Source organism: Bradyrhizobium sp. P3_C3 (genome assembly GCF_056402655.1).
In genome coordinates, this window is sequence record NZ_JBFUGY010000028.1 from 24594 (window position 1) to 48035 (window position 23442).

Annotated in this window: 21 protein-coding genes; 11 read left to right on the top strand and 10 right to left on the bottom strand. The window is 64.4% G+C overall.

All coding sequences use genetic code 11. The features are described 5' to 3' along the window. Positions 1-25: 25 nt before the first annotated feature. Positions 26-721 carry a PAQR family membrane homeostasis protein TrhA gene (gene trhA / locus AC1DW2_RS27625; protein ID WP_028151267.1) on the bottom strand — a complete coding sequence of 232 codons (696 nt, stop codon included), beginning with the start codon at positions 719-721 and terminating at the stop codon, positions 26-28. Positions 722-901: 180 nt separating this feature from the next. Between trhA and AC1DW2_RS27630 the strand changes: the two genes are divergently transcribed. From AC1DW2_RS27630 to AC1DW2_RS27640, 3 genes are all read left to right on the top strand, one after another. Next, the gene (locus AC1DW2_RS27630; protein WP_477007591.1) at positions 902-2371 is read left to right on the top strand and encodes a YcjX family GTP-binding protein; all 1470 of its coding nucleotides are present in this window, start codon (positions 902-904) and stop codon (positions 2369-2371) included. Continuing rightward, positions 2368-3393 carry a YcjF family protein gene (locus AC1DW2_RS27635; RefSeq protein WP_354121216.1) on the top strand — a complete coding sequence of 342 codons (1026 nt, stop codon included), beginning with the start codon at positions 2368-2370 and terminating at the stop codon, positions 3391-3393. Before AC1DW2_RS27630 ends, AC1DW2_RS27635 begins: the two co-directional genes overlap by 4 nt. 1034 nt (positions 3394-4427) lie before the next feature. Further along, a complete protein-coding gene (locus AC1DW2_RS27640; protein WP_063985435.1) occupies positions 4428-4631 on the top strand; it encodes a hypothetical protein in 204 nt (67 codons plus the stop codon). Between the two features lie 12 nt (positions 4632-4643). On the opposite strand, the gene AC1DW2_RS27645 is transcribed toward AC1DW2_RS27640, so the two are convergent. Next, positions 4644-4886 (bottom strand): hypothetical protein, encoded by a 243-nt coding sequence (locus AC1DW2_RS27645; RefSeq protein ID WP_063985436.1) that lies wholly within the window; start codon positions 4884-4886, stop codon positions 4644-4646. A gap of 287 nt (positions 4887-5173) precedes the next feature. After that, complete coding sequence (locus AC1DW2_RS27650) at positions 5174-6703, bottom strand: glycosyltransferase family 39 protein (protein WP_477007592.1); 1530 nt, start codon at positions 6701-6703, stop codon at positions 5174-5176. A 417-nt stretch (positions 6704-7120) separates the two neighbouring features. Between AC1DW2_RS27650 and AC1DW2_RS27655 the strand changes: the two genes are divergently transcribed. From AC1DW2_RS27655 to AC1DW2_RS27670, 4 genes are all read left to right on the top strand, one after another. After that, the gene (locus tag AC1DW2_RS27655; RefSeq protein WP_477007593.1) at positions 7121-8851 is read left to right on the top strand and encodes an adenylate/guanylate cyclase domain-containing protein; all 1731 of its coding nucleotides are present in this window, start codon (positions 7121-7123) and stop codon (positions 8849-8851) included. A 217-nt stretch (positions 8852-9068) separates the two neighbouring features. Continuing rightward, positions 9069-10268 (top strand): SorA family sulfite dehydrogenase catalytic subunit, encoded by a 1200-nt coding sequence (gene sorA, locus AC1DW2_RS27660; protein ID WP_477007594.1) that lies wholly within the window; start codon positions 9069-9071, stop codon positions 10266-10268. A 12-nt stretch (positions 10269-10280) separates the two neighbouring features. After that, a complete protein-coding gene (gene sorB / locus AC1DW2_RS27665; protein ID WP_028151514.1) occupies positions 10281-10589 on the top strand; it encodes a SorB family sulfite dehydrogenase c-type cytochrome subunit in 309 nt (102 codons plus the stop codon). A gap of 208 nt (positions 10590-10797) precedes the next feature. Then, the gene (locus tag AC1DW2_RS27670; protein WP_008134691.1) at positions 10798-10998 is read left to right on the top strand and encodes a cold-shock protein; all 201 of its coding nucleotides are present in this window, start codon (positions 10798-10800) and stop codon (positions 10996-10998) included. 170 nt (positions 10999-11168) lie between these two features. Here AC1DW2_RS27670 and AC1DW2_RS27675 read toward each other — a convergent pair whose 3' ends face one another. Further along, the gene (locus AC1DW2_RS27675; RefSeq protein WP_038954741.1) at positions 11169-11630 is read right to left on the bottom strand and encodes an Lrp/AsnC ligand binding domain-containing protein; all 462 of its coding nucleotides are present in this window, start codon (positions 11628-11630) and stop codon (positions 11169-11171) included. A 114-nt stretch (positions 11631-11744) separates the two neighbouring features. Between AC1DW2_RS27675 and putA the strand changes: the two genes are divergently transcribed. From putA to AC1DW2_RS27690, 3 genes are all read left to right on the top strand, one after another. After that, positions 11745-14744 (top strand): bifunctional proline dehydrogenase/L-glutamate gamma-semialdehyde dehydrogenase PutA, encoded by a 3000-nt coding sequence (gene putA / locus AC1DW2_RS27680; RefSeq protein WP_477007595.1) that lies wholly within the window; start codon positions 11745-11747, stop codon positions 14742-14744. Positions 14745-14860: 116 nt separating this feature from the next. Further along, positions 14861-16066 carry a CaiB/BaiF CoA transferase family protein gene (locus AC1DW2_RS27685; protein ID WP_477007596.1) on the top strand — a complete coding sequence of 402 codons (1206 nt, stop codon included), beginning with the start codon at positions 14861-14863 and terminating at the stop codon, positions 16064-16066. Between the two features lie 340 nt (positions 16067-16406). Further along, positions 16407-17054 (top strand): glutathione S-transferase family protein, encoded by a 648-nt coding sequence (locus tag AC1DW2_RS27690; protein ID WP_477007597.1) that lies wholly within the window; start codon positions 16407-16409, stop codon positions 17052-17054. Between the two features lie 11 nt (positions 17055-17065). On the opposite strand, the gene AC1DW2_RS27695 is transcribed toward AC1DW2_RS27690, so the two are convergent. From AC1DW2_RS27695 to AC1DW2_RS27720, 6 genes are all read right to left on the bottom strand, one after another. Continuing rightward, positions 17066-17233 carry a hypothetical protein gene (locus AC1DW2_RS27695; protein ID WP_014492272.1) on the bottom strand — a complete coding sequence of 56 codons (168 nt, stop codon included), beginning with the start codon at positions 17231-17233 and terminating at the stop codon, positions 17066-17068. Between the two features lie 80 nt (positions 17234-17313). Then, positions 17314-18864, bottom strand: a complete 1551-nt coding sequence (locus AC1DW2_RS27700; protein WP_477007598.1) for a hypothetical protein — start codon at positions 18862-18864, stop codon at positions 17314-17316. A 93-nt stretch (positions 18865-18957) separates the two neighbouring features. Beyond that, on the bottom strand, positions 18958-19917 hold the full coding sequence (locus AC1DW2_RS27705; RefSeq protein ID WP_477007599.1) for a hypothetical protein: 960 nt from the start codon (positions 19915-19917) through the stop codon (positions 18958-18960). Positions 19918-20268: 351 nt separating this feature from the next. Beyond that, a complete protein-coding gene (locus AC1DW2_RS27710; RefSeq protein WP_477007600.1) occupies positions 20269-20766 on the bottom strand; it encodes a TPM domain-containing protein in 498 nt (165 codons plus the stop codon). 5 nt (positions 20767-20771) lie between these two features. Continuing rightward, on the bottom strand, positions 20772-21668 hold the full coding sequence (locus AC1DW2_RS27715) for a TPM domain-containing protein (protein WP_477007601.1): 897 nt from the start codon (positions 21666-21668) through the stop codon (positions 20772-20774). A 138-nt stretch (positions 21669-21806) separates the two neighbouring features. Then, complete coding sequence (locus AC1DW2_RS27720; RefSeq protein ID WP_063985447.1) at positions 21807-22415, bottom strand: LemA family protein; 609 nt, start codon at positions 22413-22415, stop codon at positions 21807-21809. A gap of 171 nt (positions 22416-22586) precedes the next feature. On the opposite strand from AC1DW2_RS27720, the gene AC1DW2_RS27725 reads away from it, so the two are divergent. After that, positions 22587-23441 carry an enoyl-CoA hydratase gene (locus AC1DW2_RS27725; protein ID WP_477007602.1) on the top strand — a complete coding sequence of 285 codons (855 nt, stop codon included), beginning with the start codon at positions 22587-22589 and terminating at the stop codon, positions 23439-23441. The last annotated feature ends 1 nt before the right edge of the window (position 23442 follow it).

Sequence of the window (23442 nt, forward strand, 5' to 3'; positions counted from 1 at the left end):
GCTTATTCCGCTTCGCGGATCTTGCTCAGCTCAACACGAGGTCGAGCACCGCGGTATAATGGCACGCCGCGCCGGCCAAGACAAAGCCGTGCCAGATCGCATTCTGGAAGCGCAGCCGCCGCCAGGCATGGAAGATCACGCCAAAGCTGTAGAGCAGGCCGCCCGCAAGGATGAAGCCCAGCACCAGCGCAGGCAGCGCCTTGACCACGGCGTCGTAGACCATCACGCCGCTCCAGCCCATCGCGAGATAGATTCCGACTGCGACGCGGTCGAACCGGCCGGGATAGAGAAGTTTCAGCACGATACCGAGGATCGCGACGCACCAGACGCCGCCGAGCAGCACCAGCGCGAACACACTGTCCCTCACCTCGAGGATGAACGGCGTATAGGTCGCCGCGATCAGCAGATAGATCGCGCAATGGTCGAACCGCCGCAGCAGCCATTTGGCCGGCGAGACCGGCCAGAGATTATAGGTCGCCGACAGCACCAGCATCGAGAGCAGGCCGGCGACATAGATCGAGACCCCGACGATGTTGGTGGCGTCGGCATAAACCGCCGTCAGCACCACCAGGACCGTGGCGGCGACGATGCCGCAGAACACGCCGATCGCGTGGATCACGCCGTCCGCGATCAATTCGGCACGGTCGTAGTTCCAGCCGATCGCGTCGGCCGCGGCGTGGACGGAGGTGGATGCGAGCTGTTTCAGCTGAAAGACGGTCATGGCAATCCGCAAGGGCTCAGACAATGCCCTCTTGTAGGGTCTTTCGCGATCGGCGCATCGTTCAAACGGCTGATTTGCCGATAAAGGCGGTGGAAGTATGAAGCTTGATTTTCCCTACGCAATTGCCACTTTTGTGAACGGCTTCACTGTTCCGCCCGCCCCGAGATCAATCACGTTCATATGGCATTCAGTTTCCAGGATATGGTCGAAGAAGCGCGGCTGTCGGCAAGGGCGCTGATCGACTATGGCGAGCACTTCTTCAACCCGACGGTACGTCTCGGGGTCACCGGCCTGTCACGGGCCGGTAAGACCGTATTCATCACCGCGCTGATCCACGGCCTCACCCGCGGCGGCCGCTTTCCGGTGTTCGAGGCCTATGCCTCCGGCCGGATCGCGCGGGCGCATCTGGCGCCGCAGCCGGACGACGCCGTGCCGCGCTTCGCCTATGAGAACCATTTGCGCGCGCTGCTCGAGGAGCGGCGCTGGCCGAACTCGACCGTCGACATCAGCGAACTCAGGCTCGTCATCGACTATCAGCGCCAGAACGGCGCCGATCGCACATTGACGCTCGACATCGTCGATTATCCCGGCGAGTGGTTGCTCGACCTGCCGCTGCTCCAGAAGAGCTATGAGCAATGGTCGGCCGAAAGCCTCGCGCTGTCGCGCGAGGCGCCGCGCGCGCATCTTGCGGGGGATTGGCACGCGCATCTCGCGACGCTCACGCCCGAGGCGCGCGAGGACGAGCAGGCGACGCTCACCGCGGCAAAGCTCTTCACCGGCTATTTGCGCGCCTGCCGCGACGAGCGCTTTGCGATGAGCCTGCTGCCGCCCGGCCGCTTCCTGATGCCCGGCAATCTCGCCGACACGCCGGCGCTGACTTTTGCGCCGCTCGACGTACGCGAGGGCGGCCATGCACCGGACGGCTCGCTGTGGGCGATGATGGTCCGCCGCTTCGAGGCCTACAAGGACGTCGTGGTGCGGCCGTTCTTCCATGATCATTTTGCCCGGCTCGATCGCCAGATCGTGCTGGCCGATGCGCTCGCCGCCTTCAACTCCGGCCCCGAAGCGCTGCACGATCTCGAAGCCGCGCTTGCCGGAATTCTCGACTGCTTCCGCATCGGCCGCAGCACGTTCCTCTCCAGCCTGTTCCGGCCGCGTATCGATCGCATCCTGTTCGCGGCGACCAAGGCGGACCATCTGCATCACTCCAGTCACGACCGGCTCGAGGCGGTGCTGCGCCGCGCCGTCACCCGCGCGGTGGTGCGCGCGGAAGATACCGGCGCAGACATCGACGTGGTGGCGCTCGCCGCCGTTCGCGCCACGCGCGAGGCCCAGGTCGCGCATGGCCGCGACAAATTGCCGTCGATCCTGGGAACGCCAGCGGCCGGCGAAAGCGCCGGCGGCGAGTTTTTTGACGGCAACACGGAGGTTGCGACCTTTCCGGGTGACCTGCCGCCGGACCCCGAGCCGCTGTTCAACGGCACCGACGCATTCCGCGGCCTCTCGACCGAGGCCGCCGAGAAGAGCGATTTTCGCTTCCTGCGCTTCCGTCCGCCAAAGCTCGAACGCGAGGGCAATGACGAGCCGGCGCTGCCACACATCCGCCTCGACCGTGCCCTGCAGTTCCTGATCGGAGACAAGCTGTCATGAACGACCGATCCAAGCCGCGGCGGCCGGCGACGTTCCGGCTCGACGATCCCGGCGTCGTCGTCACCGAAGCCGACGAAGCGGCGCGGCTTGGCCGCACCACGATCCAGATCACGCCCGAGCACGATCCGCAGGCATTGCCGGTGCCGATCGAGGCCGCGCTCCCGGTGCGTCGCGGCTTTCCCTGGGGCACGCTGTTCTGGTCCGGGCTCGGCGGGCTGACGCTGCTCGGCACCGGGCTCGGCGTGGTCCGTCTGATCGAGGATCTGTTTGCGCGCAGCGAAACGCTCGGTTTCGTCGGCCTTGCATTCGCCTTCGTCACCGCACTGGCGCTCGCGGTGGTGATCGGGCGCGAGGCCTTTGGTCTGGCGCGCCTTGCAACCATCGAGAAGCTGCATGCGCGCGCCGCGGCAGTCCTTGCCAGTGACGACCGCAAGGAGAGCCGCGTCATCGTGCAGGACCTGCTCAAGATCGCGCACCAAAATCCGCAGCTTGCACGCGCTCGCGCGACGCTGGAGAGCCACACCGGCGAGATCATCGACGGCGCCGACATGATCCGGCTTGCCGAGCGCGAACTGATGTCGCCGCTGGATGCGGAAGCGCGGCGGCTGGTGTCGTCGGCCGCGCAAAAGGTCTCGATCGTGACCGCAGTTTCGCCGCGCGCGGCGATCGACGTGTTATTCGTGTTCGTGGCCGCGTTGCGCCTGATCCGTCAGCTCGCTTTTCTCTATGGCGGCCGCCCCGGCGCGCTCGGCATGATCCGCCTGCTCCGCCACGTGATCGCCCATCTCGCCATCACCGGCGGCATGGCCGCGAGCGACAGCCTGGTGCAGCAGATGCTCGGCCATGGGATCGCGGCAAAGCTGTCGCAGCGGCTCGGCGAAGGTGTGCTGAACGGATTGCTGACCGCGCGGCTGGGTCTGGCCGCGATCGACGTGACACGTCCGCTGCCGTTCGCGGCGCTGCCGCCGCCAAAACTGTCGGACCTCGCGACGGATCTGCTGCGGAAGAAGGACGAGGAGTAGCGGCGCTATCCGCGCCATCGTTCGCGCCATTCGCCGGACCGACCCATGGCGCGCCGTCTGAATGAGCGAAGCTTAAGCTCGCGGTTCATCGGGAAAGTCAAAGCTGACAATGATAAAGCCGACCGCACCAACCACCAACAGCGCCAGGAACAGTGCCGCAACAGCAAAGGACCACACAAAAGGCTCCGAGCAGCTGAGTGCCATCCAATCGAGCCAACGAGCGGAATATCATCCCTCGCCGGCTGATCTGAGGCAGACCCGGACGGGTTAAAGGGCAATTGTCCGGTCAAATGACCTTGCTCAGTCAAGCCGCGCCTCGCAAGCGAACTATCGAGTTAGCCCTTTCGAGTATTGGAGGATTATCTGCCGCGGTTTATGGCAACTGAGCACAAGGAGGCGGCAATTCAAATCGTCGCTCTTAAGTCAGCCTCTGGCCGCCCCATACCACGGCGCATCAACCCGTTAAGAAACTGGTTACCAGTCGATGTCACCATTTGCATATTAGGCCGCCATATGCGGCGCGCATTCTGAGAACGTCTCAATATTTCGACACGCCCGGTTGGCGGTCTCTTTCAGGAGAGGCCCAATGTTTAAGGGCTTAATGGCAGCGCTTGTGGCGCTAATCAGCACACTGCAACTGGATCGATACCTGACCAACGGTCGGTACACCGACGCGGCCATGGATATGCTGCGGCAAATCAGGCGCGCGTTTGGATTTTGAGGTGCACTGGACGATTTGAGGCCGGTGATGAAGGGCATCCCATGGACTGATCTCGACGCGGAGGAGCAACGCGCCATTGCGATATTGGGCGCCGGGCTCTCCATCGAGCTGTGTGACCCCGTCGCTCTCCCAAGATTGAAGCGGCTCGGGCTGATCGCAGGGTCTCATTTGACCGCTGCTGCGCACGAGCTGCGCAGGCGCGTTGTTCTGGAAGAACTCAGTGCGCGGGATTGAGCCGCGTAACCAATTGGCACGATCGATCCTCGCCTGGTCGGGAGTGCCTTGACGGGGCTAACAAGGCGTGGGGAGTTTGATGGCGGCAGGTGCAATTGAGCTGATCGTGGAGGGCTACGTTTCCCTCAAGGACCAAGCAGCTCTTGATGAGCTTCGGACACAGCGTCGCAAACTTATCGCAGATCTCGATGCATGTACCGGGATCGACTGCAGGAGTACCATCCGGCAGATCGAGGAAGACATCGTCGTGATTGAGGCCGGGCTGGCGCGGTTGCCGACCTAGTCGGCCGGATGTTCAGAGATTGCCCGGTGTCGTATCGGCAACGGTGCACCCGGTGTGGATCAGGTCCTTCTTGGTCACCCGCACGCTGCCAAGATAATAACCTCGCTCCTGGACGGCTGCCCTGATCTCGTCGCTGACCTTGAGAACTCTCGCTCTGCTCTTGCGCCATTTGTTGGAAGAGTAGAGCGCGGGCATCGGAGAGCCGTTGCTGACGACGAGGAAGTCCCGCTTGCCATTGCGATAGACATCAAACATGTCCTATCCCCGTAGATAATATCAATAGGAGAAAATATGTTTCGTCACGATAGCTCCAGCTTAGTGGCTTAAATGCTTGAGCGGGTGGTAATCTGGGATGGCGGCCTGTGAATGTCGGGACAAATGCTGGTTGCAGCTAAGCGATCAGCTCAGATTTCTGGTCTATGTTGTTATCATGCCACGCCAAGCCGCTTCAACGCGTGGCCTCGATTGCACTTGGGACATTTGCAATGCCTGGCGACGGTGGTGGTCAGCCGCTTCTCCCGCAAGGGAAGAAGGGTGCCTCGCTAGGCGAGCGTACGCTTCTCGAATTCCCCCGCCAGCACCCGCCATTGAAACAGCGGCGAATCCGTTGACGGCGAGAGTTCCGGCGTCCAGCCGGTGAGCTTCTCAATCACGTAGGTATCCGTCAGGACGCCGCGCCAGCGACGTTCGACCTGGCTGAGCTGCTCGCGCTTCGCCGGGATCGATCCCCACACCGGTGCACGATTGTCCGGCTCTCGCCCGACATAGATGCCCGCATGCCCGCTGATCCGATCCATGCCGGGATCGCGAAAACCCTGGAAGCGGCCGCGTTCGTTGATCTCGACGACGGGCACGCGGCCCCTGAACAACCAGCGCATCATCGCGTAGGTGCGATAGTCCGTGGTCGCGATCCAGGTCGCGCCGGTCTCGTCGAGCGCGGCCTGCGCACGCGCAGCTACCTGCTCGTAGCCGGCCTCGGCGCCGATCGGATCGATCTTGCCGAGGAGATTCCAGGGCGCGGCGACGTAGTACAGGAACACGATGACGACGAAGGCGATCCCCGTGACGACCGCCGTGTTGAGCCAGAAGATGCTCGACCGGATCATCCGCGCCGACCAGTGCTCGCGCGACAGCATGACGAGGTTGACCGCGGCGGCGGCAAAGCCGACCGGCCACATGAACATCGGCCAGGTGTCGCCGACCCTGAGCGTCGTCGACTTGAAGAAGAAATAGAGGAACGGCACCAGCACCGCGGTGGACAGCAGGATCGCGATCGGCTCGCGCGTGCGATAGCCGCGCCACGCCGTCATCACGAGGCCTGACAGCACGACCGGCAGCATGACGAAGCCGACCAGGCCGAATTGCAGGCCGATGTAATCGCCGATCGTGCGCAGCGAGATGCCGTAATTGGCGGTGGCCCGCACGCCCTGGAAACGGAACGAGGCCCAGTCGTGCTGCGCGTTCCAGATCAGCACCGGGGAGAACACGGCAATCGCGATCAGCACCGCGAGATAGGGGTAAGGACTGCGCAGCCAGCGCCAGCGCCAATCCGGCACCAGCAGAAACGCGGCGACCGCCGGCGCGAACATGATCGCGGTGAATTTCGACAGCATCGACAGTCCGGCGAACAGGCCCGCCGCCAGCCACCAGCGTCCATCGCCACTCTGCGCGAGCCGCACCAGGGCCCACATCATCGCCACCGCGAACGGGATCATGGCAACGTCCGGCGCGACCTTGGCCATCAGCAGACCGTAATAAAGCGCAGCCTCCGGCATCAGCACCGCGAACATGATGGCGCGCGCATCGTGAGTGAGGCGGCGGACGATGTCGKCGAGCAGCAGCTGCGTCACCAGCATCGCGACGATGCCGCCGAAGCGGACACCGAGCACGGTGTCGCCGAAGATCGCGGTGCCAAAACGGATGAACCAGGCGATCATGGGAGGATGATCGAGGAAGCTGAGCGCTCCCTCCTTCGACCAGGTCCAGTAATAGGCCTCGTCGGTGCGCAGCTCGATGGCGGAGGCGTAGACGATGCGCAGCAGCGTCATCGCGGCAATGACGAGCACGGCCATAACGAGGGGTCGGCGCGCGGCGCCGGCTGGGGACACGGTGATATCAGGGGCTGTCGTCACGGCCGCGCTTTTCGCCAACCTGGGAGGGGGAGTCAATGCAGGGGGTGGTGCCGCAAACACCGATGTCGTCCCGGGGCACGACGAAGTCGCGAGCCCGGGACCCATAGCCACAGGGAGGAGTCTTGGCGCGAACTGGTAACCACGAGTCTTCGTCAAATCCGTTCCTGTGGCTATGGATCCCGGATCGGCGCGCCGCTTCGCGTCGCTTGTCCGGGACGACAGCGGTGGGTGTGGCGCGCGCCTTTGCCCACCCTACGATATCGTAACCTTGCCGCGCATGTGATCAGGCCAGCTGTCCGCCCCTGGAATTAAACGCTACGCTGGCTGTTCTCCTTCATGAACTGATACAACCGAATCATGGCCACTGCATCCTCACGATTGTCCGAACTTTCCCGCGCGACCAGCATGCGGCAGGTTCGGCTGGTCTGCGGCGTCATCCTGTTCTCCTACGTCGTGAGCCATTTCCTCAACCATGCGCTCGGCAACATCTCGGTCGATGCCATGGAGATCGGGGTCTACTATCACACGGCGTTCTGGCGGTTCCTCCCGATCGCGATCGTGTTCTATACGGCCGCGCTCACGCATATGGGGCTCGGCATCTACGCACTCTATCAGCGCCGCCAGTTCCGCTGGCGGACGATCGAGCCGCTCCAGCTCGTGCTGGGCCTGAGCATCCCCGCCCTCGTCATGGCGCATGTGATCGGCGTCCGGCTCGGCTACACGCTGTACGGACACCAGAAACTCTATCCGCAGGAACTCTATCTGTTCTTCGTCACCTCGAACCGCATCTGGACCATGACGGTCCTGCTGATCATCGCCTGGGTCCATGGCTGCATCGGCATCTACTTCTGGCTGCGCCTGAAACCGTTCTTCGCGCGCGCCGCGCCCTATCTGCTCGCCGCCGCCGTGCTGATCCCGACGCTGTCGCTGCTCGGCGTCTACCAGGGCGGACGCAGTGTGCAGATCGAGGTCGACGACGGCGAATGGCGCACGCACAATCTCACCCGCCGCCAGCTCGGCTCGACCGCGGAAGCCGCGACGCTCGACCGCATCACCGGCGGCCTCACCATCGGCTATGTCGGCTTGCTCGGACTGGCGCTGGCGGCGCGCGGCGTGCGCGCCTTGCGCGAACGGCGCCGCGGCATGATCGCGCTGTCCTACGGCAACGGCAAGACGGTGCGCGTACCGAAGGGTCTCTCCGTGCTGGAGGCGAGCCTGCGCCACAATGTGCCGCATGCCAGCGTCTGTGGCGGCCGCGCCCGCTGCTCGACCTGCCGCATCCGCATCATCGGTGACCATGCCGCCCTGCCCGAGCCGTCGCAACGCGAGGCCTTCGTGCTCGCGCGCGTCGGCACCGCCGATCCCTCGATCCGGCTTGCCTGCCAGCTGCGGCCGGACTCCGACCTCTCCTTCTTCCAGCTGTTCACGCCCCACACGCATTCGGCGGACGGGCAGGCCTCGACATCAGCCAGAATCGGCCAGGAGCGCTACCTCGTCAGCCTGTTCGTGGACATGCGCGGCTCGACGCAGCTTGCCGAGAAGCGGCTGCCGTTCGACACCGTTTTCATCGTCAACCGTTTCCTCGGCGCCGTCTCGCGGGCCGTGATCGAGAATGGCGGCCAGCCGAACCAGTTCGTCGGCGACGGCATGCTGGCGCTGTTCGGGCTGTCAGCCGATCCGGAAACGGCCTGCCGGCAAGCGCTGAAGGCTGCCGCCAGCATCGCCACGCATATCGACGAGCTCAACGAGCTCCTGAGCCACGATCTCCGCCAGCCGATCCGCTTCGGCATCGGCATTCACGGCGGCGAGGTCATCATAGGCGACATCGGCTATCGCGATCACATCGTCTTCACCGCGCTCGGCGATGCCGTCAACGTCGCGGCCCGGCTCCAGGACATGACCAAGACGCTGGCCTGCGAAGCAATCGTCTCGGAGGAGGTCCGCCGTACCGCGGGCCTTGCCGACGATGCGCTGCCGCAGCAGGAGGTCGCGATCCGCGGCCGCGACGAGCCCCTGGCCGTGCGTGTGGTTGCGGACACGAGGCAGCTGTCGGCACTGGTTGACCGAAGCGAGCGCGTCGCAGCTTGATTCTTCACCTCTCCCCGCTTGCGGGGAGAGGGAGTGCACTGTCGCTGCGGCTACAGCTCGGCAATCTCGTTACGAACGTAACACCGCCTTGCTGCAACGCAGCGACATGGGCCTGCTGCGAAAGCACGAATTGACTTCATCTCAATCGTTGCGACAGATGAGCGCGGGATCGCGGTGATGACCGCTGTCCAACGAAAAGCTCCGGGAGGAGACGAGAATGTTCGATCGACGCGACCTGCTCAAAGGAGCGGGCCTTGCCGCTATGGCGGCCACACTGAATTCCACCAAGGCGCTGGCACTCGACACCGTCACGCTTCCCTTCGCCAATGGCGAACGGCCGCTGGTGAAATATCCGCAGAAGCGGCCGATGATCGGCCTGACCAGCCGGCCGCCGCAGCTCGAGACGCCGTTTGCGATCTTCAACGACGGTCCGATCACGCCGAATAACGCGTTCTTCGTGCGCTACCACCTCTCGGACCTGCCCTACAATCTGGATCCCGACAAGTTCACGCTCGAGGTCAAGGGCAAGGTCGACAAGCCGCTCAAGCTGTCGCTCAAGGACATCAGGAAGATGAAGGCGACCGAGATCGTCGCCGTCAACCAGTGCTCCGGCAACAGCCGCGGCTTCTCCGAGCCGCGTGTCGCCGGCGGCCAGCTCGCCAATGGCGCCATGGGCAATGCGCGCTGGCGCGGCGTGCCGCTGAAGGCCGTGCTGGAGATGGCGGGCGTGCAGAGCGGGGCCAAGCAGGTCACCTTCAACGGCATGGACGGCCCCGTCAGCGACAAGACGCCGGATTTCGTCAAGGCGCTCGATCTCGAGCACGCCACCGACGGCGAGGTGATGCTGGCCTATGGCATGAACGGCGAGGACCTGCCGTTCCTCAACGGCTTTCCACTGCGCCTGATCGTGCCCGGCTATTACGGCACCTACTGGGTCAAGCACCTCAACGAGATCACCGTCATCGACAATGTCTATGACGGCTTCTGGATGAAGTCGGCCTATCGCATTCCGGACACGCCGAACAATGCGGTCGAACCGGGCACCGCACCGAAGGCGACGATTCCGATCAACCGCTTCACCATCCGATCCTTCATCACCAGCGTTCCCGACGGCGCCAAGCTGAAGGCCGGCGGCACGACGCTGCGCGGCATCGCCTTCGACGGCGGCAAGGGCATCAAGGATGTCCAGGTTTCAACCGACGCCGGCAAGACCTGGACCAGCGCCAAGCTTGGCAAGGATCTCGGCAAATACTCATTCCGTGAATGGAAGCTGCCGGTGAAGCTCGCGGCGGGCGCCCACGAGCTCAAGGTGCGCGCCACCGGCAATGGTGGCGAGACCCAGCCGGATGCGCCACGCTGGAATCCGGCGGGTTATCTACGCAACGTCGTCGAAACCGTCCGCGTGACCGTGGCCTGAGGGAGAATGATCATGCAGCGCACCGTTCTCCTCGCCATCTCACTCGCCGTCGCCGCAATGGTCGGTTCGGCACTTGCAGCGCCGATCAACTACAAGACGCCCGACGAGGTCGCGGCCTTCAAGCCAGGCCCCAATCTCGAGGTGGTGCAGGGCAATTGCAGCGCCTGCCACTCGGCCGATTACGTCAACACGCAGCCGCCGATGAAGGACAAGAAGGGTTTTTGGCAGGCCGAGGTGACCAAGATGATCAAGGTCTATGGCGCCCCGATCGACGATGCCGATGTCGGCAAGATCGTCGATTATCTGGCCGCGACTTATTGACGGATGGCGCGCGGCGTGCCGATCAATTGACCGCGAAACGGGCAAAATCGGCAAAAACGCTGCGAAGTTGAGCGGAATTCGGCGAAATGCCGATATGGTTTGAGCTACCAAGCCGGCCACATTCCGCGTATCCTGTTAGGACCGAACCGGCCGGTTGGCGGGGACTGGCGGTTCGAGATCTCGGAGGAAGACCCGCGGAGAAGACGTGATGGCTAAAGGTACGGTCAAGTGGTTCAACCCGACGAAGGGTTATGGATTTATCCAGCCTGCGTCGGGCGGCAAGGATGTGTTCGTGCATATCTCGGCAGTGCAGAAAGCCGGTCTGTCGTCCCTGAACGAAGGACAGACGGTGGAATACGAAGAGATCGCAAACCGGGGCAAGACCTCCGCAGAGAACCTCAAAGTATAAGCCCGGCAGCCTTTGCTGCCTCCCGGATCTGTCCGGGAGCCGGGCCAAAAAAATCTTAGAAGACGGCCAGTGCATTCGACGACAGGCGTTGCGATTGCACACGGAGAACTATTTTCCCGCGAAGACCGCGCGTTCAACGCCACAGCAATGACAATCGCGACGGCCCTTCGTTAGTCCACCGGCAATGGTGCGTCGCGCTTGATCTCTTCCATCACCGCATAGGTTCGCGTCTCGCGCACGCCCGGCATCGACAGCAACGTCTCGCCGAGGAAGCGTCGATAGGCGGTCATGTCCGCAAGCCGCGCCTTCACAAGATAGTCGAAGCCGCCTGCAACCATGTGACACTCCAGCACCTCGGGCGCGAGTTTCACCGCGCGCGCGAACCGCTCGAAATTGTCCGGCGTGGTCTTGTCGAGCAGCACCTCGACGAACACCAGAAGCCCGAGGCCGAGCCGGTGCGGATTGAGCCGCGCGCCGTAGCCCTCGACAAAGCCCTCCCGCTGCAACCGCTTCAGCCGCTCGCCGACCGAGGTCGGCGACAGCCCGATGCGTTCGGCGAGCTCGACATTGGCGATGCGCCCGTCCTGCTGCAGAATTGAGAGGATCTTCCGGTCGATTCGATCGAGTTCCATATTTTGTGTGGCCAATGCACCAATGATCTTCATTTCCTAAGGCAAAATGGCTAATTTGTCTATCGAACTACGGTCTAGCGGGCCTTATCCTGAATTTGAGCCACAGGACACGCCATGCCGAACATCCCGCCGCCCTTCACCGCCCCCTATGCGCCCGATGATGCCGAGATTGCCGCGCGACTCTTGCCCGCTTCGCATCTCGGCCCGCCGCAGGAGGCGCGGATCGACCGCACCGCGACGCGGCTGATCGAGGCGATCCGCAAGCGCGACGACCGGCTTGGCGGTGTCGAGGACATGCTGCGGGAGTTCGCGCTCTCGACCATGGAGGGGCTCGCCCTGATGGTGCTGGCCGAGGCGCTGCTCCGCGTGCCCGACGCGCGCACCGCCGACCAGTTCATCGAGGACAAGCTCGGCGAGGGCGACTTCATCCACCACGAGACCAAGTCCACGGCCTTCCTGGTCAATGCCTCGGCCTGGGCGCTCGGCCTCTCGGCGCGGGTGATCCAGCCCGGCGAGACGCCCGACGGCACCATCGGCCGGCTGGTGAAGCGGCTGGGCGCGCCGGCGGTGCGCACCGCCACGCGCCAGGCGATGCGGCTGATGGGTAACCATTTCGTGCTGGGGGAGACCATCGAGCAGGCGCTGGAGCGGGGTAAGCCGCGCTCCGGTCAGAAGACGCGCTACTCCTTCGACATGCTCGGCGAAGGTGCGCGCACCGCGGCGGACGCCAGGCGTTATTTCGACGCCTATGCCAGTGCGATCGAGACCATCGGCAAGGCGGCGGGCAGCCATCCCCTGCCCGACCGTCCCGGCATCTCGGTCAAGCTGTCGGCGCTCCATCCGCGCTTCGAGGCGATCAGCCGCGCGCGCGTGATGGCCGAGCTGGTGCCGCAACTGCTGGACCTGGCGCAGCGCGCCAAGGCCCATGATCTGAACTTCACCGTCGACGCCGAGGAAGCCGACCGGCTGGAGCTGTCGCTCGACGTGATCGCGGCGACGCTCGCCGACCCCTCGCTCAGCGGCTGGGACGGCTTTGGCCTGGCGATCCAGGCCTATCAGAAGCGCGCGAGCGCCGTGATCGACTATGTCGACGCGCTCGCCCGCGCGCATGACCGCAAGCTGATGGTGCGGCTGGTCAAGGGCGCCTATTGGGACACCGAGATCAAGCGCGCGCAGGAGCGCGGGCTGGACGGCTATCCCGTGTTCACGCGCAAGGCGATGACGGATCTGAACTACGTCGCCTGCGCTTCGAAGCTTTTGAGTCTGCGGCCGCGCATCTTTCCGCAATTCGCCACCCACAACGCACTGACGGTCGCGACCGTGCTGGAGCTTGCCCAAGATGGCGGCGGCTTCGAATTCCAGCGCCTGCACGGCATGGGCGAGGCGCTTTATGAACAGCTCGCCAAGGATCATCCTGATATCGCCTATCGTACCTATGCCCCGGTCGGCAGCCATCGCGACCTGCTCGCCTATCTGGTGCGGCGGCTGCTGGAGAACGGCGCCAATTCGTCGTTCGTGGCGCAAGCGGCCGACTATCGCGTGCCGGTTGTGGCGCTGTTGCAGCGTCCGGCCGATGCCATCGTCCGGCCGCAAGCGGCGGCCCATCCCAAAATTCCGCTGCCGGGCGATCTGTTCGCGCCGGAACGGCGCAATTCGCGCGGCGTTGAATTCGGCGCGCGCGCGGCGCTCGACCGGTTGCTGGCAGACGTGAAAGCCGAGGCAGCCGGCCTCAAGTCGATCGCGGATGCAACGGTGGGTCAGGCCAATGCGGCGGTGACTGCTGCACGCGCCGGCTTTGCCGCCTGGAGCCGAACGCCGGCGGCCACGCGCGCGGCCGCACTGGAGCAGGCCGCGCATCTGTTGGAGAGCCGAAGCGCCCATTTCATCGCGCTGCTGCAAGCCGAGGGCGGCAAGACGCTGGACGATGCGCTGTCGGAGCTGCGCGAGGCCGCCGACTTCTGCCGCTACTATGCCGCGCAGGGTCGAAAGCTGTTCGGCGTTGATGCCGCCATGCCGGGCCCGACCGGTGAGAGCAACGCGCTCGCCATGCGCGGGCGCGGCGCCTTCGTCGCGATCTCGCCGTGGAATTTCCCGCTGGCGATCTTCCTGGGCCAGGTCACGGCGGCATTGATGGCCGGCAACAGCGTGATCGCAAAACCCGCCGAGCAGACGCCGCGCATCGCCCGCGAGGCCGTAGCGCTGCTGCACGAGGCCGGCATTCCCAGGAGCGCGCTGCATCTCGTCACCGGCGACGGCCGCATCGGCGCCGTGCTGACCGCGCATGCCGACATCGCCGGCGTCGTCTTCACCGGCTCGACCGAGGTCGCGCGCCTGATCAACCGGACGCTCGCCGCCAAGGACGGGCCGATCGTGCCGCTGATCGCGGAGACCGGCGGCATCAACGCCATGATCGCGGATGCGACCGCGCTGCCCGAGCAGGTCGCCGACGACGTCGTGACCTCGGCCTTCCGCTCCGCCGGCCAGCGCTGCTCGGCGCTGCGGCTGCTGTTCGTGCAGGAGGATGTCGCCGACCGCATGATCGAGATGATCGCGGGCGCGGCGCGCGAACTCAGGATTGGTGAGCCCGCAGATGTCGCGACCCATGTCGGTCCGGTGATCGACGCCGAGGCCAAGCAGCGCCTCGATGCGCATATCGCGAGGATGAAGAGCGAGGCGCGGCTGCACTTTGCCGGCACTGTGCCCGACGGCCGGTTCGTCGCCCCACACATTTTCGAGCTCAAGGACGCCGGCCAGCTCACCGAGGAGGTGTTCGGCCCGATCCTGCACGTCGTGCGCTATCGCGCGGAAAACCTCGACCGCGTCCTGCAGGCGATCGAGCGCAGCGGCTATGGACTCACGCTCGGCATTCACTCCCGGATCGACGACACCATCGAGGCGATCATCGATCGCGTCCAGGTCGGCAACATCTATGTCAACCGCAACATGATCGGCGCCGTGGTCGGCGTGCAGCCATTCGGCGGCAACGGGCTGTCCGGAACCGGCCCGAAAGCGGGCGGCCCGCATTACCTCGCACGCTTTGCGACCGAGCAGACCGTGACGATCAACACCGCGGCAGCCGGCGGCAATGCCGCGCTGCTTGCGGGGGAGGAGTGAAGCCCTGCGCCTGGCGCCGTTGCATCCCGCCGAGACATCGGTCTAATGCTGCCATGACTTGGCCTGCGCCAATTCCAGCGCGCGGGAAACAACAAGAGCGAGGGAGCTACGCCGCGATGGAAAAGGGCATTTTTGCAGGGCTCAAGGTTCTGGACTGCGCGAGCTTCATCGCAGCGCCCGCGGCCGCGACCGTGCTGTCGGATTTCGGCGCCGACGTCATCAAGATCGAGCCGCCCGGCGCCGGCGACCCCTACCGCAATCTGCCCAACATTCCGGGCTATCCGACCAGCGAGCACAATTACGCTTGGCTGCTGGAGGCCCGCAACAAGAAGAGCATCGCGCTCGACCTCGCAAAGCCGGAGGCGCAGGCCGTGCTCTACAAGCTGGTCGAAGAGGCCGACGTCTTCATCACCAACATGCCGCCGCCGGTGCGCGCCAAGCTCGGCATCACCTATGATCATCTCGCCCATCTCAACGACCGGCTGATCTACGCCTCGTTCACCGGCTATGGCGAAAAGGGCGAGGAGGCCAACAAGCCCGGCTTCGACAGCAACGCCTACTGGGCGCGTTCAGGCCTGATGGACCTCGTCCGCGCCGATACCCACACGACGCCGGCTCGCTCGGTCGCCGGCATGGGTGACCATCCCTGCGCCATGGCGTTCTATGGCGCCATCGTCACCGCGCTGTATCAGCGCGAGAAGACCGGCAAGGGCTCGCATGTCGCCTCCAACCTGATGGCCAACGGCGTGTGGGCGGCGAGCGTGCTGGCGCAGGCCAAGCTCTGCGGCGCCAAGTTCGCTGAGCGGCGGCCTCGCGAGCGCGCGCTGAATGCGGTCGCCAACCACTACCAGTGCAAGGACGGCCGCTGGCTGATCCTGTCGCTGCTCAGCGAGGAGAAGCAGTTTCCGACGCTCGCCAAATGCCTGGGACGCGAAGACCTCATCACCGATCCGCGCTTCGCCACCAAACCCGACCGCCACGCCCGCTCGGTCGAGCTGATCAAGATTTTTGACGAGACGTTTGCCACCAGGGATCTCGCCGAATGGCGCAAGATTCTCGACGGCAACGGCCTCGTCTTCGGCATCGTCGGCATTCTCGACGACATCCCCAACGACAAGCAGATGCTCGACAACGAGGTGCTGGTGCCGTTCGAGAACGACACCATGCTCACCATCTCCAGCCCGATCTGGATCGACGGCGCCAAGAAGGTCCAGCCGCGCAAGCCGCCCGCCGTCGGCGAGCACAGTGACGAGATTTTGCGCGGGGCGGGATACGACGAGAAGGCAATCAAGCAGCTGCGGGGTTCGGGGGCGGTGGGGTAAGGCGGCGCCACAAACTCCCCTGTCGTCCCGGGGCGCGCATAGCGCGAACCCGGGACCCATAACCACAGGGAGCGGTTGTGACACGAGCTGCCAACTCCGAGTCTTCGCCAAACACCTTCCTGTGGTTATGGGTCCCGGATCTGCGCTCCGCTTCGCTGCGCTTGTCCGGGACGACGTTGAGGAGATAGCTCGCCCTACAAACTCCGTCATTGCGAGCGCAGCGAAGCAATCCAGAATCCCACCGCAGACGCATTGCTGGATTGCTTCGCTGCGCTCGCAATGACGACGAGGGACCATCTCGCTATAACAATCGGCAGAACACAAATGCCGTGAGGCCCTCATGCCCAGCTACCGCCTGCACTACTTCCCGGAGTCCGGCAACAGCTACAAGCTGGCGTTGATGCTGACGCTTTGCGGCGAGACGTTCGAGCCGGTGTGGACCGATTTCGGCGGCGGCGTCACGCGCACGGCGGAATGGCGCAAGGCCGTGAACGCGATGGGCGAGATTCCCGTGCTCGAGGTCGACGGCGTGAAGATGACGCAGACCGCACCGCTCCTGCTCAAGCTTGCCGAGCAGTACGGCCGTTTCGGCGCGGAGACCGAGGAGGAAAAGTTCGAGCTGCTGCGCTGGCTGTTCTGGGACAACCACAAGCTCACCGGCTACATGGCGACCTATCGCTTCATGCGGGCGTTCACTGAGAAAAACGATCCGCAGGTGCTGAAGCATTTTCGCCGGCGGCTCGAGGACTTCCTCAGCATTCTCGACGGACATCTCCAGCACAATGCCTTTGCGATCGGGGCGAAGCCGACGGTCGCCGATATCTCGATGATGGCCTACCTGCACTATCCGAGCGACGAGCACGGCTTCGATTTCGCGGCGAGCCATCCTGCCATCCACGCCTGGCTCGGTCGCATGGCCGCGCTGCCTCACTGGAAACCGGCCTATGAGCTCTTGCCCGGCAAACGGATGACGAATTACGCGAAGTGAGAGCGCTGGTACTAACCCCTCAGCGCCAGCCAGCCGAGCGTGAACAGAATCCCGCCGACGATGACGACCACCGCGACCGCCCAGGTGCTGACGCGGATGCTGCCGGTGACCTGCTTGGCTTCCTCATTGCGCGCGATCTCGCGATTGCGCTCCTTGTCGGCGTCGCTGGTCTCAGTCATGGGTCATCCAAATCGGTTGCTGGCTTTATCTGGCGCGTGATCTTTTCGAAAAACCGCTACACACTTTTTCGGATCACGCGCTAACGCGTCTTGATGAAGCACATGCCGATGCGGCTCGATGCCGCGGCAGCCTGACAGGTGAGACCTTTAGCACAGCTCCATGACGTAAAACTCTTATCCGGCGCTCCCGATCCCGCATTTTGAAGGGAACAATGGGCACCCCAACCATCCTGATATTCGGTGCCGGCCAGTTCCCCGCTGCCGCGGGTCTGCGGCCGGCTGGCAAATCCGCGTGAGAAATCAGGGCGTTTGCCCGCGGCGAATGCGGTCAGGATGTCGCGGCGGCGGACCTGGTCGCCGAAGAAGTGCGGCGAGGCCGGCACGATGGTGGAATTCGACGGCTTGTCCGCCAGCCAATCGACGCCCGGAAAATGGAAGCCGCCGATGCCGCGGGTCTGGTGGCAGCCGGCGCAGGTGACGTCGTTGAGGCGGCGCTGGAAGCCCGCGACCGAGCGGATGTTCTGCATGTCGATGCCACGCGCCGCCGCCTGCTTCAGCGCGCCGACCACGTCGTTGTCGGTGAAGACCGGCTCGCCCTTGTTGCTGTCCCTGTCCTCCCCTTGCACCATGCCGAACTCCGGCTGCAACGGCGAAGCATCGAGGCCGGCGGGCGTCGGCACCACCGCGGCCTTGGCCAGGAATGTCTCGGGGATCAGCACCGTGCCGCGATCGAACTCGCGGAGATTTTCCGGCGCGAGCAGCCAAGCCTTGAAGTCACGTCGAAGATCGTTGTCGGCGAGGATGCGGTCGCGGTCGATCTGGTTCTCCAGCGTCGATTCCTCGAACGTCTTCGTCGCGGCGTTATATTTGAACACCTTGAGCAGATAGTCGGAGCGGAAATCGTGCAGTGCCGATTTCGGCGCGATCGAGATCTGGATATTGGTCTCGATGCGATCGAGCATGGCGTCGGAAGGGAAGATGCTGCTGCCGATCAGCCCCTGCCAGTCGCCATTGTCGAGCCAGCGCCGCGCGACCTCGGCGCAAGTAACAGGCTTTCCGTTCGCATCGGTCTGGCGCGCATCGCGTGCCTTCATCACCAGATTGAACGTCATCGGCAGGCGCGTCGCGGTCTTGCCACCTTCCGGCTTACTCTCGAAACGCACCAGCCGATAGATCAGCCTGATCTCACCGCACGCCTCCTCCGAGACATAGGCGCGGTCCATGCGATTGACGATGCCCGCCAGCACGAAGCGGGTGTCGCGGGATTTGAGATTGGCCCGATCGAACAGCTGCACGTCAAAGCCTTCGCCGACGCCGATGGTCTCGGTCGGGTACGCCGCCTTCTGCCTGATCATGTAGCGGTCGAACTCCGCGTCGATCGCGGGTGGAATTCCCTTGAGCTGCGACAGCGACGAGAACAGCAAATCGGTCGTCAGCGGAACGTTTGCGTTCCGCTCCGGCCATAGCAGGCGCGAGATCGTAAGCGAATCGTTCTGGTCGAGCTTGCGGAGCAGATCGGGATCGATGATCGCCGTGCCGCGCGTCAACGGCGCGTTCTCCGCTGCGAAAAGCGAAACAGTCCCGCCAAGCAAGACGGCGGCAGCAAAGAGAATTCGCAACGCGCGGCTCATGCCTTCAGTAACACCGCCTGAGCCGGCCTATTCAAGTCAAAAGGCGCCTCACATGGTGGTGAAGCGCCTTTTCGAAAGTAGAATGTCCAGCGCTCAGCGCGCGACGATCAGGCCCTTGCGGGTGACGACGACCCAGCGGCCGTCCTGACGGCGGATCGCATCGACGCGGCCAATTCCGGGGATGGGGTCACCGGCATAGACCTCGTAGAGGCCGCCGCGGCCCTCGATCAGCGCACCGCCATTGGCGACGTCGCGCAGCACCCAGCCGTCGATCGTCGGCAACCGGCCGACCTCGGTCTTGGGCGCGGCAGGGGCCGGAACCGGTGCGGCGGCGGCGGTCGCAACCTGGGTCGGCGCGATCGAGCCGGTGGTCTCCTTCGCGGCGGCGGCTGCGGCCTGCGTGGGGGCCGCGGGTGGCGTGGCGCGGAGCTTGTCGACGGTCTCGGACAGTTTTGCGATTTTGGCCATCGGCTCGGCCTGAGCCTTCTCGAGCTTGTCGAGGCGGTCATTGGCCCGGTTGAACTGGCTGAGGCCAGTCTTGGATGTGTGCTCGACATTCGCCTTCAGTGCGACGACATCGGCATCGATCCGGGCAACCGAGGATTCCAGCGCGCTGGTGTCGGCGACCTGCGCCGGCGCGGGGGCCGGGGCCGCGAAGTGCATCATGCCCGCAGTCGCGAGCGCGCCGCTGATGGCGCCGACGCTGGCAGCAATCGCCACCACCGCGGCCATCGCCGACAGGCGGCGCTTGTCGCCGGTCTCGCGCGGCTCGTCCGCCTTCACATGCGGGGCAAACTCCTCGCGCTCCCAGGAGCGCTCCGACGGGGCCATGACGATGAGCTTGCCGGGCTTCGGCTCGGGCTTGGTCTCGAACTTCGGCACTTCGATCCGGGGCGGCTCGACCTTCGGCGCCTCTGCCTTGACTGGATCAGGCTTGGGCGGCGACTCATGGTCGGGGGCGATCGAGGGGGCCTCGATGCCGGCAGCCTCGACGGCCTGCGGCGCGGTCGCAGCTTCCACGACGCTCGTATCCTGGGCAGCCTGCTCAGCCATTGGTTCGCTCACAGTTCGAATACTCCACTCTGGATTGACCTTTTGGTAACTTTCATTGCTTGCGAAATCCTTACTTCGGGACCCGCTTACCGAAGTTTTAGGAAGTCATCCGGGGCCGAATTTGGCCGGGAACGTGGAACCGGTGTGGCGGGCGTGAAACAAATTGTAAGCGGGGGAAGATGAACGGCCGCGGAATGGCTGCCTCCACACCGTCATTACGAGCGTAGCGAAGCAATCCAGGATCTTTCCAAAGCCGCAGTCTGGATTGCTTCGTCGCAAGAGCTCCTCGCAATGACGGAGTGGGCGGCGCCCACTCCGTTCACGTCACCGCTCCGCCCACATCACTATCCGTCACATCACCACCGGCGTATCCGGCAGCGCATTCGCAGGTGGCCCCTGCGGCGGAAAATGCCGTGCCAGCTCGCGCGACACCGCCGCGATGCCGCCGATCACGCCGCGCTCGAACTGGCCGGAGGCGAACTCGGCCTCCATCGCGCGGCAGATGTTCTCCCAGCCCTCGTCACCGACCTTCGCGTGAATGCCGCGATCGGCGACGATTTCGACATCGCGATCGGCGAGCAGGAGATAGATCAGGACGCCGTTGTTGTGCGCGGTGTCCCAGATACGCAAGAGAGAGAACACATCGAGCGCGCGCTCTCGGGCCGGCTGGTTGCGGAACAGCGGTCGCCCGTCGAGCGCGCCTTCGACGACGAAGCGGACTTGGCCGGAATGCGTGCTCTCACCCTGCCTGATCGCCTGCTCGATGCGGGCGAGCACGGCTGGCGGAAAGATCTGCTTCGCCCGCCAATGATGTTGCACGAGATGTCTGGCAATGCGCTTGATGCTCATGACCGCTACCAGCTCCCCGAGGCGCCGCCGCCACCAAAGCTGCCACCACCGCCGCTGAAGCCGCCGCTGTCGCTGGACGACGATCCGCTGCTCCAGCCACCTCCCGAGGAGCCGCTCGACCACGAGCCGCCGCGCGACGACCCCGAGCTTGGCGCCATCGCCGCAAACAGATCGGCGATGAAGCCGATGACGAAGCCCAGCGCTCCGAGCGCGAGCGCGATTGCAAAGGACCCGAGAATGAGCCAGGTCAGCGCTGCGATGATGCCGCCGGTCGCCAATGAGCCAAGCAGCCGCCCCAGCATAGCCCGGAAGAAGCCACCGACCCCGATCGAGGCGAACAGCGTCACAATGAACAGCGGCGCAATATCGTCCAGATTGCCGAAATTCACAGTCGGCGAAGGTACTGGCAGCGGCTCGCCGTCGATCACCCGCATCATGCGATCGACGCCATCAGTAATGCCGCCGGCGAAATCGCCCGTCCTGAATTTCGGCGTGATGATCTCGTCGATGATCCGCCGCGATGTGACGTCGGTGAGCGCGCCCTCGAGGCCGTAGCCGACCTCGATGCGCAAATGCCGGTCGTTCTTGGCGACGACGAGGATCGCGCCGTCGTCCACCTTCTTGCGGCCGATCTTCCAGGCGTCTGCGACGCGGATCGAAAACTGCTCGATCGTCTCCGGCTGGGTCGTCGGCACGATCAGGACGGCGACCTGGCTGCCCTTGCGCGTCTCGAAATCACGCAGCTTTTGCGACAGCGCGGCGATGTCGGCGCTCGACAGCGTGCCGGTCTGGTCGACCACGCGACCGGTGAGTTGGGGGATGGCGACATCGGCGAAGGTGGGTAACGAGCAGCCAATCAGCAGCACGAATGCGATAAGCGCCCGCCACACATTCGCTGTCATCGCCCGGCTTGACCGGGCGATCCAGTATTCCAGAGACGCCAGAGGACTACGGAGGAGCCGCGGCGTACTGGATTCCCCGCCTTCGCGGGGAATGACGGCGGTGGGTGGGGCTGGGCGCATTCGCAAAATCGAACGCACTTACTTCGACGGCGCAGGCGCCGGATTGAAATCGACCTTCGGCGCGGTCGAGATCTCCTTTTCGTTCTCGACCGCGAAATTCGGCTTCTCCTTGTAGCCGAACATCATTGCGGTGAGGTTGCTCGGGAAGGAGCGAATGGTGACGTTATAGTCCTGCACCGCCTTGATGTAGCGGTTGCGCGCGACCGTGATGCGGTTCTCGGTGCCTTCGAGCTGCGACATCAAATCCTTGAACAGCGCATCGGACTTGAGCTGCGGATAGTTCTCGGTGACGACCAAGAGACGTGACAGCGCGCTGGAGAGCTCGCCCTGGGCGGCCTGGAACTTCTGGAAGGCGGCGGGGTCGTTCAGCACCTCAGGCGTCGCCTGGATGCTGCCGACCTTCGCGCGGGCATTGGTGACGCCGAGCAGCACGTCCTTTTCCTGCTGCGCAAAGCCCTTCACCGAGTTGACCAGATTGGGCACGAGATCGGCGCGGCGCTGATACTGGTTCACGACCTCGGACCAGTTGCCCTTGATCTGCTCGTCCTCGCTCTGGATCGCGTTGTAGCCGCAATTGGTCAGGCTCAGCGAGGCCAGAGCCGCCAGCACGGTCAGGATCTTGCGCATCAAATTCCTCCCGGTGAAATCTGGCGTAAACTATCAGATTGAACGCGCGCGGCACCAGACATCTTGTGCCGGCGGCGCGAAAAGCAACCGACTGACGCAAGCCCCTTGCCTATCCCTGGCCGACATAGTCAACTTGAGCAAAACAAGAACGGAAACGCCAAGGGGAACGCGATGAGCTCGTTCGAGACCATCCTCGTGGAGAGGCCCGAGGCGGCGATTGCCCGGGTCGTGATGAACCGGCCCGAGGCGCGCAACGCGCAGAACCTGCAAATGACCTACGACCTCAATGCCGCGTTCGACGCCGCGGTGCAGGACGACGCGGTCAAGGTGATCATCCTCGCCGGCAACGGGCCGCATTTCTCATCGGGCCACGATCTGCGCCCCGGCGGCAAGAACGCCGCAGGCGTCGATTTTCCGCCGATCGGAAATTGGGGTGGCTTCGCCGAACCGAACGCGCATGGCCGCTTCGCGCGTGAGCAGGAAATCTATCTCCAGATCACGCGGCGCTGGCGCAACCTGGCCAAGCCGACCATTGCCGAGGTGCACGGCAAGTGCATCGCCGGCGGATTGATGCTGGCCTGGGCCTGCGACCTCATCGTCGCCAGCGACGATGCTCAGTTCTGCGATCCCGTGGTGACCATGGGCGTCTGCGGGGTCGAATGGTTCGTGCATCCCTGGGAGCTCGGCCCGCGCAAGGCGAAGGAATTCCTGTTCACGGCCGACGCATGGAGTGCGCAGGAGGCGCATCAGCTCGGCATGGTCAACCGGGTCGTGCCGCGCGCGGAGCTCTCAGCGTCGGTGCTGGAGCTGGCGCGCCGGATCGCATCAAAGCCTTCCTTTGCGCTGAAGCTGACCAAGGAGGCGGTGAATCGCTCGGTCGATGTGATGGGCCAGCCCGCCGCGATCGACCAGGCCTTTGCGCTGCATCAGCTCTGTCACGCCCATAACCTTCAGGAGTTCGGCATGGTGGTCGATCCATCCGGACTGCATCCCACCGTGCGCAAGCCGCCGGCGGCCGCGGAGTAAC